Annotated in this window: 11 protein-coding genes; 8 read left to right on the top strand and 3 right to left on the bottom strand. The window is 73.1% G+C overall.

Features of this window, described 5'->3' with window-relative positions; all coding sequences use genetic code 11:
• Window positions 1–2: 2 nt before the first annotated feature.
• Complete coding sequence (locus tag CWOE_RS19425) at window positions 3–593, bottom strand: TetR/AcrR family transcriptional regulator (RefSeq protein ID WP_012935346.1); 591 nt, start codon at window positions 591–593, stop codon at window positions 3–5.
• Between the two features lie 109 nt (window positions 594–702).
• A complete protein-coding gene (locus CWOE_RS19420; protein WP_012935345.1) occupies window positions 703–1,911 on the bottom strand; it encodes an amidohydrolase in 1,209 nt (402 codons plus the stop codon).
• A 115-nt stretch (window positions 1,912–2,026) separates the two neighbouring features.
• Here CWOE_RS19420 and CWOE_RS19415 point away from each other — a divergent pair, with 115 nt between their 5' ends.
• On the top strand, window positions 2,027–3,958 hold the full coding sequence (locus tag CWOE_RS19415; RefSeq protein WP_012935344.1) for a primary-amine oxidase: 1,932 nt from the start codon (window positions 2,027–2,029) through the stop codon (window positions 3,956–3,958).
• Between the two features lie 17 nt (window positions 3,959–3,975).
• Here the strand turns inward: CWOE_RS19415 and CWOE_RS19410 are convergent, their stop codons facing one another.
• The gene (locus CWOE_RS19410; protein WP_012935343.1) at window positions 3,976–5,226 is read right to left on the bottom strand and encodes an ATP-binding protein; all 1,251 of its coding nucleotides are present in this window, start codon (window positions 5,224–5,226) and stop codon (window positions 3,976–3,978) included.
• Window positions 5,227–5,404: 178 nt separating this feature from the next.
• On the opposite strand from CWOE_RS19410, the gene CWOE_RS19405 reads away from it, so the two are divergent.
• The 7 genes from CWOE_RS19405 to CWOE_RS19375 are packed head-to-tail and all read left to right on the top strand — an operon-like array spanning window position 5,405 to window position 12,389.
• Complete coding sequence (locus CWOE_RS19405) at window positions 5,405–6,586, top strand: thiolase family protein (protein WP_012935342.1); 1,182 nt, start codon at window positions 5,405–5,407, stop codon at window positions 6,584–6,586.
• 1 nt (window position 6,587) lies between these two features.
• Window positions 6,588–6,962, top strand: coding sequence for a Zn-ribbon domain-containing OB-fold protein (locus tag CWOE_RS19400; protein ID WP_012935341.1), 375 nt, complete (start codon window positions 6,588–6,590; stop codon window positions 6,960–6,962).
• A 2-nt stretch (window positions 6,963–6,964) separates the two neighbouring features.
• The gene (locus CWOE_RS19395; RefSeq protein WP_012935340.1) at window positions 6,965–7,822 is read left to right on the top strand and encodes an FAD binding domain-containing protein; all 858 of its coding nucleotides are present in this window, start codon (window positions 6,965–6,967) and stop codon (window positions 7,820–7,822) included.
• Window position 7,823: 1 nt separating this feature from the next.
• The gene (locus CWOE_RS19390; protein WP_012935339.1) at window positions 7,824–8,288 is read left to right on the top strand and encodes a (2Fe-2S)-binding protein; all 465 of its coding nucleotides are present in this window, start codon (window positions 7,824–7,826) and stop codon (window positions 8,286–8,288) included.
• The gene (locus tag CWOE_RS19385; RefSeq protein WP_012935338.1) at window positions 8,285–10,756 is read left to right on the top strand and encodes a xanthine dehydrogenase family protein molybdopterin-binding subunit; all 2,472 of its coding nucleotides are present in this window, start codon (window positions 8,285–8,287) and stop codon (window positions 10,754–10,756) included. Before CWOE_RS19390 ends, CWOE_RS19385 begins: the two co-directional genes overlap by 4 nt.
• The gene (locus CWOE_RS19380) at window positions 10,753–11,223 is read left to right on the top strand and encodes a CoxG family protein (protein ID WP_012935337.1); all 471 of its coding nucleotides are present in this window, start codon (window positions 10,753–10,755) and stop codon (window positions 11,221–11,223) included. The genes CWOE_RS19385 and CWOE_RS19380 overlap by 4 nt, the downstream gene beginning before the upstream one ends.
• Entirely contained in the window at window positions 11,220–12,389 is a 1,170-nt protein-coding gene (locus CWOE_RS19375; protein WP_012935336.1) for an XdhC family protein, read from the top strand. Before CWOE_RS19380 ends, CWOE_RS19375 begins: the two co-directional genes overlap by 4 nt.
• Window positions 12,390–12,407: the final 18 nt, after the last annotated feature.

Here is a 12,407-nt window from a genome sequence, read left to right as displayed (position 1 = left end):
CGTCAGCGCGCGGCGAGCGTGCGCAGCAGCGCCTGCAGCTCGGCGACGGCCGCCTCCGTGTCGGCCGGTCTGCCGAACACCAGCTGCTGGAGCATCAGCCCGTCGAGCGCGGCGAAGACGAGCCGCACGAGCGCGGGGGAGGGGTCGGCGAGCCCGACCGCATCGAGCGCCCGCGCGGTGGCGGCGAAGTACTCCGCGTAGAGCGCGCGCACCTCCGGCTCCAGCTCCGCGCGGCGGCGCGCCTCCAGCGCCAGCTCGAACTGGAAGGCCTGCGCCTCCGGAGCGTCGGCGGCGAGCTGTGCGAGGTGGTCGGCGAACTCCTCGACGCGGTCGCTCGCCGGCTCCAGCGCCGAGCCCTCGATCGCCTCGGCGCGCGCCTTCATCGCGGTCTCGTGGATCAGCCGGTCGCGCGAGCCGAAGTGGTAGGAGACGAGGCCGTGCGTCGTGCCCGCCTCCTGTGCGACGGACCGGTACGTCAGTCCGCGGAAGCCGTCGCGCGCGACGACGCGCGCGGCGGCGTCGAGCAGCGCGTCGCGTCCCTCGGCGTACGGCGGTCGCGGCGTGCGGTCCGCGTCGTCGGCGTCGTCTGCCATCGCGCCCAGACTATCCGCAGCCGTCCGCGCAGCGCCGGCAGCGCGGCGAACACGAGCGGCACCGCGAACGCCAGCTCCTCCAGCGGGACCCCGGCGACGTGCGCGAGCGTCACGCCGCTCCGTCCCGCAGCAGCGCGACGGCAGCGTGCGCGAACAGGCGCACGCCGATCGGGAAGGCGTCCTCGTCGACGTCGAAGCGCGGGTGGTGGTGGTCGTGCACGATCCCGCGCGCCTCGTTGCGCGCGCCGAGGAACAGGAACGTGCCGGGTGCGCGCGCCTGCAATGCGGAGAAGTCCTCGCCGGCCAGCACGACGTCGCCCGCGGCGACGGCCTCGTCGCCGAGCAGCATGCGCGCCGTCCGCGCGACGATCGCCGTCGTCGCCTCGTCGTTGACGACCGCGCCGTACCCGCGCGTGTACTCGTACGTGCACATCGCGCCGTGGGCGGCGCAGATGCCGTGCGCGATCTCGCCGATGCGACGTTCGAGCAGGTCCTGCACGGCGGGCGAGAAGACGTTCGTTCCGCCCTCCAGCTCGGCCGTGTGCGGGATCACGCCGACCGAGCCGCCGGCACGGAAGCCGGTCACGCCGACGATCGCGACCTCCTGCGGGTCGACCTCGCGTGCGACGACGTGCTGGAGGTTGGCGACGATCTGCGCGCCGATCGCGACCGGGTCGACGGCCTCCTGCGGCGCCGAGATGTGCCCGCCCCGCCCGTGCACGACGATGCGGAAGACGTCGCACGCGGCCATGCAACGTCCCGGCCGGATCGCGATCGTGCCGACTGGCGTCCACGCCCACAGGTGCAGGCCGATCACGCGGTCGACGCCGTCCATCGTGCCGGCCGCGACGAGCTGCGAGGCGCCGCCCGGCAGCGCCTCCTCGCCGTGCTCGAACAGAAAGCGGATCTCGCCCGGCAGCTCGTCGCTGACGCTCGCGAGCACGGTCGCCGCGCCGAGCGCGATCGCGGTGTGGCCGTCGTGGCCGCAGGCGTGCATGACCCCGGGGGTGCGCGAGGCGAACGGAAGGCCGGTCTGCTCCTCGATCGGCAGCGCGTCGTGGTCGGAGCGGATCGCCAGCGTCGGCCCGGGTCTGCCGCCGCGCAGCACCGCCATCACGCTCGTCGGCGTCGGCCGCGTGACCTCCAGCCCGCCGATCGCGCCGAGCCGCTCGCGGATGAACCGCGCGGTCTCGTGCTCCTCGTAGGACAGCTCGGGGTTGGCGTGGAGGTGGCGGCGCCAGGCGACGACGTCGGGCGCGACGGTGGACGCCACGGCGTCGAGCCGGGCGGCGAGCGGATCGGGCGGGATGCTGGCCATGTGACGGACGCTACGGCGCAATCTATCCACTTGTCAAGTTCGTCGCCGGAGCGTCGAATCGACGGTCGAGCGCGAAAACTTGACAGATGGATAGTTCGCTGCTCTGCTGGAGGGCATGACCTGCTCGACCGCATCCGAATCCCCATCCACTCCCGGCGTCGCGACCCACCCGCTCGATCCGCTGCGGCCGCAGGAGATCGCCGCCGCGGTCGCGATCGTGCGCACCGCGCGCCCGCTCGGCGACCGCGTTCGCTTCGTCTCGATCTCGCCGGCCGAGCCGCCGAAGGGCGCCGACGCGGCGACCGCGCCGCGCGCCGCCGAGGTCGTCCTGCGCGATCCCGCGACGCGCCGCACGCTCGAGGCCCGCGTCGACCTCCGGGCAGGGGAGCTGACCGACTGGCGCGAGCTGGAGGGAGTGCAGGCGCAGCTGACGGCGGAGGAGTTCCTGTTCGTCGAGGCGGCGGTGCGCCGCGCGCCGCAGTTCGTCGCGGCGCTGCGACGGCGCGGGATCGAGGACCCGTCGACGGTCGACGTCGACCCCGTCGCCGCCGGGTACCACGGCCTGCCCGAGGAGCAGGGCGGCCGGCGGCTCGCGCGCCTGCTCGCGTTCGCGCGCCCGAGCCCCGGCGGCAACGCCTACGCCCGCCCGCTGCAGGGCGTCTTCGGCCTCGTCGACGTCGACAGCGGCGAGCTGGTCGCCTTCGAGGACCGCGACCCGGTGCCGCTGCCGGCGGAGGATGGCGAGTACCGCGCCGACCGCGTCGGCCCGCTGCGCGACGACGTGCGCGAGATTCGCATCACGCAGCCCGACGGCCCGAGCTTCACCGTCGAGGGGCACGAGGTGCGGTGGCAGAAGTGGCGGCTGCGCGTCGGCTTCACCCCGCGCGAGGGGCTCGTCCTGCACCACGTCGGCTACGAGGACGACGGCCGGCTGCGGCCGGTGCTGCACCGCGCCTCCTATGCCGAGATGGTCGTCCCGTACGCCGACCCCGATCGCTTCTACATGTCGCCGCTCGACATCGGCGAGTTCAACGTCGGCACGATGACGAACGCGCTGACGCTCGGCTGTGACTGCCTCGGCGCGATCCGCTACTTCGACGGCGCGTACGTCACGCCCGGCGGCGAGCCGGTCACGATCCCGAACGCGATCTGCCTGCACGAGGAGGACGACGGCGTGCTGTGGAAGCACACCGACTTCCGCACCGGCCACGTCGAGGTGCGGCGCGGCCGGCGGCTGGTGATCTCCAGCTTCGTCACCGTCGGCAACTACGAGTACGGCTTCTTCTGGTACCTGCACCAGGATGGCCGGATCGCCTCGGAGGTGAAGGCGACGGGGATCGTCGCAACGCAGGCGCTGCGCGACGGCGAGCGGCCGGAGTACGGCGTGCCGATCGCGCCGAACCTCGGCGGGATCAACCACCAGCACGTCTTCTGCGCGCGGCTCGACATCGACGTCGACGGGCCGGGCAACAGCGTCGTGGAGGTCGAGGCGGAGGCGGTCCCGGAGGGCGAGGAGAACCCGCACGGCAACGCCTGGCGGACCGTGCACCGCACGCTCTCCTCCGAGCTGGAGGCGTGCCGCCGGCTCGCTCCCGAGCGAGCGCGCGGCTGGCTCGTGACGAACCCGGCGGTCCGCAACGCGGTCGGCGAGGCGGTCGCGTACAAGCTGGTGCCGGGCGACAACACGGTCCCGTTCGCCGCGCCCGGCTCGGCGCTGCTGCGGCGCGCCGGCTTCGTCGAGCACCACCTGTGGGTGACGCGCCACGCCGCCGCGGAGCGCTACCCGGCGGGCGAGTACCCCTACCAGCACTCGGGCGGGGAGGGGCTGCCCGCGTGGGTCCAGGCCGACCGCCCGCTCGTCGACCGGGACGTCGTGCTCTGGTACACGATGAACCACCACCACGTGCCGCGACCCGAGGACTGGCCGGTGATGCCGGTCGCTCGGATCGGCTTCGAGCTGAAGCCGTGGGGTTTCTTCGACCGCAACCCCGCGCTCGACGTCCCGCCCTCCAGACCGGGCGGCGGCGGAAGCTGTCAGGCCAGGTGAGGAAGCGCTCCGCGTGTTCAGCCGGCGCTGTCGGGTTGCCCGTCCCAGAGCGCGCTGAGCGGCTGCGCCGTGAGCCGCTCGCCGAACGGCAGCGAGCGCTCGCCGGCGTACAGCACGACGCCGGCCCGGAAGCGCGAGCCGAGCCGGTCGCGCATGTGTGCGAGCCCGCGGAAGTCGGCGGGGCGCGCGCTCGCGCCGGCCTTGACCTCGACGCCGACCACGTCACCGGCCGGCGTCTCGATCACGACGTCGACCTCGCGGCCCTGCTGGTCCCGGTAATGGTGCAGCGTGGTCTCGGCCTCGGCCCATTCCGACTGGCGCAGCAGCTCCATCGCGACGAAGCTCTCGATGCAGGCTCCGGCGAGCGGCCCGTCGTCGGCGAGCCGCTGTTCGTCGACACCGGCGAGCCAGGCGAGCAGGCCGCTGTCGACGATGTGGAGCTTGGGGCTCTTTATCTGCCGGCTGCCGAGGTTGGAGTGCCATGCAGGCAGGCTCCTGACGAGGAAGAGGTCCTCCAGCACGCCGGTGTGAGAGCGGGCCGTGTTGGTGTCGACCCCGAGGTCTCTCGCCATTCCGTGGAAGCTGGCGAGCCCTGCGGTGCGGCTGGCGATGAGCCGCAGGAGGCGCTTCACGTTGTCGACGTTTCGCACGGTCGCGATGTCGGCGAGGTCGCGCCCGAGCAACGAGTCGGTGTAGCTGGCGAAGAACGAGCTGCGGCCGCGCCTGCTGCGTTCGTGCGCCTCCGGATAGCCGCCGGCGACGATCGCCGCGGCGTAGCTCGCTCGACCGATCCGCTGGCCGGTCATCCGCGGCGGTTCACCGGCGAGCAGCCGATCGATGAACGTCTCTCTGCGGCCGGTCAGCTCGCCCTGGGAAAGGGGCCACAGACGCAGGTAGTCGACACGACCGGGGAGCGCGTCACGCACCTTGGGGATCGAGAGGATGTTGGCCGAGCCGGTCAGCAGGAACTGGCCGCGCTCCTGGTTGTGGTCGAGTCGCTGCTTGATCGCCAGCAGCAGGTCGGGCACGCGCTGCACCTCGTCGATGGCGACGCGATCCGGCAGCGCGGCGACGAATCCGGTCGGGTCCTGCTCGGCCGCCTCGCGCGTCTCGCGCACGTCGAGGGTGAGAACCTCCGCCGGATGGTCGGAGGCGGCGAGGTCCGCGACGAGGGTGCTCTTGCCGACCTGTCGTGCGCCGAGGGCGGCGACGGCGCGGCTCTCGGCGAGCGCGGCGAGCACACGGGAGCGCATGTGGCGGGAGAGCATGCCCAGAAGTCTGACAGATTGTGATTATCGATACTGACAGATTGTGATTTTGCACTCTGACAGATTGTGAATGACGGCCTTGGCAGATTGGGAATGGAAGCTACGGCCGGCGGGTGGCGCGGATGACCGCGTGCGCGAGGTCTGACATTTGATCAAAGGCGTGGTAGGGTTCGGCCGGATGGTGGAACGAGAGAGAGTCACGACCGCCGCGGCGCCCGTCATCGTCGGCGCCGGCTCGGCCGTCTACGAGCGGCACCCCGGCGTCGAGCGGCGCACGGAGACGTTCATCGCGGAGTCGGTCGTGGCGGCGCTCGCCGACGCCGGCATCCACAAGAACGAGGTCGACGGCCTCGGGATAGCGTCGTTCTCGCTGGCGCCCGACCACGCGATCGACCTGACCTGGAAGCTCGGCATGACCGTGCGCTGGGTGATGGAGGACTCCAACGGCGGCGCGAGCGCGATCAACATGCTCCAGCACGCCGTCCGCGCGATCGAGGCCGGCGACGCCGAGACGATCGTGCTGGCGGCCGGCGACCGGATGGAGAAGCGCGAGTTCCATCTGATGACGGACCGCTACAACCGCGTCGCACGCGACTACCTCGCGCCGCTGCCGCTCAACGGACCGAACGCGCTCTTCGCCTTCCTGACCGAGCGCTACGGGCGCCTGCACGGCCTCGAGCGCGAGGACTTCGGCTGCATCCCGCTCGCGCAGCGCGCGTGGGCGGCGAGAAACCCGCGCGCGGTCTACCGCAGACCGATGACGCTGCAGGAGTACATGGAGTCGGTCCCGATCGCGCCGCCGCTGACGCGCTTCGACTGCGTCCCGATCGTCTCCGGCGGTGACGCGATCGTCGTCACGACGCCCGAGCGCGCGGCGAGGCTGAAGGGGCCGCACGCCGGTGTCCGCGCGATCCGCGCGCTGCACAACCACGACCAGCAGGAGGGCGACGGCATCCACTCCGGTTTCGCCGTCTTCCGCGACGAGCTGTGGGAGGCCGCGGGCGTGCGCCCCGAGGACCTCGACAGCGCGCACATCTACGACGACTATCCCGTCATGGTGCTCGTCCAGCTCGCCGATCTCGGGGTGATCCCGGACGACGACGTCAAGCGCTACCTGCACGCGACGATCCTCGAGGAGATGTGGCCCGTGAACACCTCCGGCGGCCAGCTGTCGGCCGGCCAGGCCGGCGCGTCCGGTGGCATGCACGGCCTCGCCGAGGCGGTCCACCAGCTGCGCGGGACGGCCGGCGAGCGCCAGGTGCCCGGCGCCGAGCTGGCGCTCGCGACCGGCTACGGCATGGTCCTCTACACGCACGGCGCGTGCCACAACGCCGCCGTGCTGGAACGGCGGGACGGCTGAGATGAGCGCCCCGTTCACCGTTCCCAAGTGCCGCGTCTGCGGCCACCTCGCGTACCCGCCGCGGATCCTTTGCCCCGAGTGCGGCGCGGCCGACTGGACGCGCACCCTCGCCGACAGCGGCATCGTGACCGAGGTCACCGTCCGCCGGCCCGTCTTCAAGCGCCGCCAGCTGCCGTCGGGCAACTGGCTCGACCAGGAGGCGGTCCGTCTCGCGTCCGTCCACGTCGACGTCGGCGAGCGCAGCGTGCGCGTGATCGCGCGCGTGCCGGAGGGCGTCGAGACCGGCGACCGCGTCACGCTCGTCGCCGAGGCGAGCACCGCGATCGCGCTGCCGGGCCAGGTCGTCGAGGCGCAGGCGCGAGTCGAGGGCGAGTAGCGATGCTGCTGCCGGAGCTGGAGTACGCGCGGCCCGCCACCGTGGACGAGGCCGTCGAGCGGCTTGCCGCGCACCGCAACGCGCGCGTGCTGGCCGGCGGGCAGACGCTGCTCAACGCGCTCAAGCTGCGGATCGTCCACCCGGACGTGCTCGTCGACGTCTCCCGACTGGAGGAGCTGCGCCAGGTCGTCCGCGAGCAGGACGGCACGCTGCGGCTCGGCGCCGCGCTGACCTATGACGAGCTGGCGTCGGACGAGCTGATGCGCCGCCACCATCCCGTCACGGCACAGATGACGTCCCGCATCGTCGACCGGCAGGTGCGGGCCCGCGGCACGCTCGGTGGCAACGTCTGTCTCGCCGACCCGACGTCGAACTTCCCGCCGCTGCTCGTCGCGCTCGGCGCGCGGCTCGTCGTGCGCGGCGCCGCCGGCGTGCGCGAGGTCGCGGCGGACGACTTCTTCCTCGCCCCGTACATGACGGCCGTGCAGCCGGGCGAGCTGCTGACCGAGGTCGTGCTGCCGCCGCTGGCGCCCGGCGAGGGCGTCGGCTACGAGTCGCTCCAGGTCGGCATCGACTCGTGGGCGCTCGCCCGCGCGAGCGCGCTCGTGCGCGTACAGGATGGGACGATCGCAGCCGCGCGCGTCGTGCTCGGCTGCGGCGCCGTGCCGGCCCGCCAGCCGGCGATGGAGCGCGCGCTCGTCGGCGGTCCCGCCGAGCGCGACGCGATCGCGCAGGCGGCGAAGCTGGCCGGCGAGGACTTCGACCCGCCGGGCGACGTCCACGCGACCGCGGAGTACCGAACGGCGATGGCGCGCGTGATGGCCCTCAGAGCGGTCGTCGCCGCGACGAAGGAGGCTTGACGTGCCCGACAGCGCGCATCCGATCGAGGTGACCGTCAACGGCGAGCGGATCGAGTCGGTCGTGCTCGGCCGCCAGCTGCTCGTCCACTACCTGCGCGAGACGCTCGGGCTGAAGGGGACGCACATCGGCTGCGACTCTGGCAACTGCGGCGCGTGCACGGTGATCTGCGACGGCAAGGCGATCAAGAGCTGCATGCAGCTCGCCACGCAGGCCGACGGCCGCGAGATCGAGACGGTCGAGTCGCTGTCGGAGCCGCTCGGGCCGCCGAACGCGCTGCAGGCGTCGTTCACCCGCCACCACGCGCTCCAGTGCGGCTATTGCACGCCGGGGATGCTGATGTCGGCGACCGCGCTGCTGAGAGAGTGCCCGGAGCCGAGCGAGGACGAGGTGCGCCGCGGGCTGAAGGGCAACATCTGCCGCTGCACCGGCTACGTCAACATCGTGCGGGCGGTGCAGGACGCATGAGCGCGACGAGAATCGAGACGTGGCACTCCCCGGCCGCGCGCGAGAAGAGCGTCGGGCAGTCGGTCCCGCGCAAGGAGGACGGCCGCCTGCTGAAGGGGCAGGGCGAGTTCGCCGACGACATCTGGATGCACCGGATGGGGCACGTCCACTTCGTCCGCTCGCCGTACGCGCACGCGCGGATCGTCGAGATCGACGTCTCGCGGGCGCTCGCGCTCGACGGCGTCTACGCGACGCTGACCGGCGAGGAGGTGCGCCAGCTGACCGATCGCTACACCCAGATCGCGCCCGAGCCGGGCGGCCGCGCGAAGGACTTCTGCCTCGCCGTCGGGAAGGCCCGCCACCAGGGCGAGCCGGTCGCCGCGGTGCTGGCCGAGTCGCGTGAGCTGGCGCGCGACGCCGCCGCGCTCGTCGAGGTCGAGTACGAGCAGCTCCCGCACGTGCTCGACGCGGTGGAGGCCGCCGGCGAGGACCAGCCGCTGGTCCACACCGAGATGGGCTCCAACGTCGGCTGGCAGGGCACCTACGACTTCGGCGACGTCGACTGGGCGATCGAGCGCGCCGACCACGTCGTGCGGATCCCACGGCTGCACTTCCACCGCTTCTCCTCGACACCGCTGGAGTGCAACGCCGCCGTCGTCCACTGGGATCCCGGCACCGGCACGATCAAGATCGAGTCGAACAACCAGATGCCGCAATTCGCCGCGCTGTTCATGGCGCCCGCGCTCGGCGTGCGCTCGGACCAGCTGCACTTCTCCTCGCAGGACATCGGCGGCGCGTTCGGCCTCAAGCTGACGTCGTACACGTACCTGACCGCGCTGGCGCTGCTGTCGCGCAAGGCCGGGCGCCCGGCGAAGTGGACCGAGTACCGCCACGAGCACCTCGTCGGCTCCTGTCACGGCAACGAGCGCACGTTCCTCGACATCGAGGTCCCGGTGATGGCCGACGGCGAGATCCTCGGCTTCAGCGCGAAGGCGTTCGACGACGTCGGCGCGTTCATGCGCTACGAGCCGCTCGGCGGCGTGATCTTCTCGCAGGTCCTGCCGGGCTGCTACCGCTTCAAGCACCTGCAGGTCGACTACCGCTCGGTCGTCACGAACAAGACGCCGGTCGGTCCCAACCGCGGCTACTCGCGGCTCCAGCACCTGTGGCTGGTCGAGCGGATCGTCGACCTTGTCGCCGCCGAGCTGGGCTTCGACCCGGTCGAGCTGCGCAAGCGCAACTACGTCCGCCGCGAGGACTTCCCGTACACGACGCCGAACGGCTGCGTCTACGACTCCGGCGACTACCACGCGATGCTCGACCGCGCGCTGGAGCTGGTCGACGCGCCGAGATGGCGCGCCGCGCAGGCGGCCGCCGAGGGCAGCGGCAAGCGGATCGGGATCGGGATCGGCTCGACGCTCGACTCCGGCACGTCGAACTTCGGTCAGGCGCGGATCGTCAACAAGAACCTGCCGTTCTCCGGCAACGGCGAGGCGGCGATCTGCAAGGTCGACCTGCAGGGCGAGGTGTCGGTCGCGCTCGGCACCGTGCCGCAGGGCCAGAGCCACGAGACGACGACCGCGCAGGTCGTCGCCGACGTGCTCGGGATCGCGCCCGACGAGGTGCTCGTGCGGCCCGGCGCGGACTCCGCCCGCAACGCCTACGTCGCCTTCTCCGGCACGTACGCGTCGCAGTTCGCGGTGACCGGCATCGGCGCCGCGCTCGGCGCCGCCGAGCGCGTGCGCGACGACCTGCTGACGGTCGCCGCGGCCGTGCTGGAGTCCTCGCCGGACGAGCTGCTGCTGGTCGGCGGGACGGTCTCGGTCGAGGGCGACGAGGACCGCGCGCTGACGTTCGCCGAGATCGCCAACTACGTCTACGCCAACCAGGGCGCGCTCCCGCCCGAGGTTGCCGACCTCGTGACGCTCAACCACCGCCACGTCTACCGCGCCCCGTTCGGCGTGCCCGACTGGAAGTCGAAGAGCGGCTCGCTGACGCTGACGTATGCGAGCCAGATCCACGTCTGCGTCGTCGAGGTGGAGGAGGAGACGGGCGCGACGCGGATCCTCGACTACGCCGCCGTCGACGAGTGCGGCACGGTGATCAACCCGCAGGTCGTCGAGGGCCAGGTGCACGGCGCGGCCGCGCACGGGATCGCGGCGGCGCTGCAGGAGACGCTCGAGTACGACGAGGACGGGCAGCTGCTGAACGGCACGTTCTGGGACTACCACGTCGTGTCGTGCCCGGACACGCCGATGTTCAAGACCGACAACCTGCCATGCCCGTCGCCGTTCACGCCGACCGGCTCGAAGGGAATGGGCGAGGGCGGCGGCGCGCCGCTGCACGCCGTCTGCAGCGCGCTGCAGGACGCGCTGCGCGGCACCGGCGCGGTCGTGACCGACTCGCACAACCCGACCGAGCGCGTCTGGCGGCTGCTGCACGAGCAGGTCCCGGCCGACGCGCGCGGGATCGCCGTGGTGGCGCGGTGAACGTCGCCGGCTCGACGACGCTCGCCGTGGCGCCCGCCGCGCTGCGGGCGCTGCTGGAGGACCCCGGGCGGCTCAGCGCGCTGCTGCCCAACGTCGACGCGTTCGGCTGGACCGACGGGCCGGTGGAGGGCTCGTTCGCCGTCACGATCCGGCCGGCGCTGGCGCTCGGCGAGATCCCCGTGCGGACGGTCTGGGAGCGGCGCCCGGCGGCCGACGGCGAGCTGCGCTACCGCGTCGAGGGGAGGACCGACGAGCAGCGCCTCGCGTTCGACGTCGTGCTCGTGCTCGGTGATGCGGGTGCGGGCGGCGACGGTGGGACGCGCGTGTCGTGGAGCCTCGACTGCCATGTCACCGGCGTGCTGCGGTCGGTCGGCCAGCGCGTGCTCGTCCCGATCGTCGACCGCCAGGTGCGCGAGGTGCTGCGCGCCGCGGAGGGCGGGGCCGGGGCGAAGGGGGCGGCGCGCTGAGCGTCGTCAGCGATCAGGCGGGCGTCGTCGGCGCCTGGCTGCGCGAGGGCCGCCGCGTCGCGCGCGCGGTCCTCGTTGCGGTCGACGACTCGGCGCCGCTGCCGGCGGGCGCGTCGATGTTCGTCGCCGACGACGGCGCGATCGAGGGCTCGATCACCGGCGGCTGCGTTGAGAGCGCGGTCGCGCACGAGGCGCAGGCCGTGCTCGCCGGCGGGCCGCCGCGGGTCCACCGCTACGGCATCTCCGACGAGCTGGCCGGCACCGCGGGACTGACGTGCGGCGGGACCGTCTACGTCTTCGTGCACGCGCTCGGCACGGCGGGCGCTGGCGGGGCGGGCGCTGGTGATGCGGGCGGCGCCGAGGCGGTGGCCGCTGCGCTGGCGGCGGTGCGCTCGGGGCGGCCGGCGGCGCTCGCGACGCTGCTCGACGGCCCGCAGGCCGGGACGGTGATGGCGATCGTGGACGGCGACGTCGTCGGATCGCTCGGCGCGGCGCGGCTGCTCGACCACTCCGTCGCGCGCGACGCGGCGGGCCTGCTCGACCAGGGTGTGACCGCGATCCGCAGTTACGGCGCCGACGGCGCGACGCTCGGCGTCGAGCTGCGCGTGCATGTGCGCTCGTTCGCGTCGCCGCCGCAGATGCTGATCTTCGGCGCGATCGACTTCTCGGCCGCGCTGGCACCGCTGGCGAAGGAGCTGGGCTACTCGGTCACGATCAGCGACCCGCGCATGGCGTTCGTGAGCGCGCCGCGCTTCTCGCGCGCCGCCGCCGTCCACGTCGGCTGGCCCGGCGACGCATTCGCCGGGCGCGTGCTCGGTCCGCGCGACGCGGTGCTCGTCTTCACGCACGACCCGCGCCTCGACGTCCCCGCGCTGCGCGGCGCGCTCGCGACCGGCGCCGGCTACGTCGGCGCGCTCGGCAGCCGCCGCACGACCGCCGAGCGCAACGAGCGCCTGACCGCCGCCGGCGTGCCCGGCGACCAGATCGCCCGCATCCACGCGCCCTGCGGCCTCGACATCGGCGGCCGCACGCCGGACGAGACGGCGGTGTCGATCCTCGCCGAGATCGTCGCCTCCCGCGCCGGCCGTACCGCGGCGCCGCTGCGCAGCGTCAGCGGCCCGATCCAGCCGCGCGAGGGCGCGGCTCAGTCGCGCACCGGCTCGTAGGCGCAGATCGGTCCGCCG

Source organism: Conexibacter woesei DSM 14684, from assembly GCF_000025265.1.
GTDB lineage: Bacteria > Actinomycetota > Thermoleophilia > Solirubrobacterales > Solirubrobacteraceae > Conexibacter > Conexibacter woesei.
This window is presented reverse-complemented; position numbering and strand designations above follow the sequence as displayed.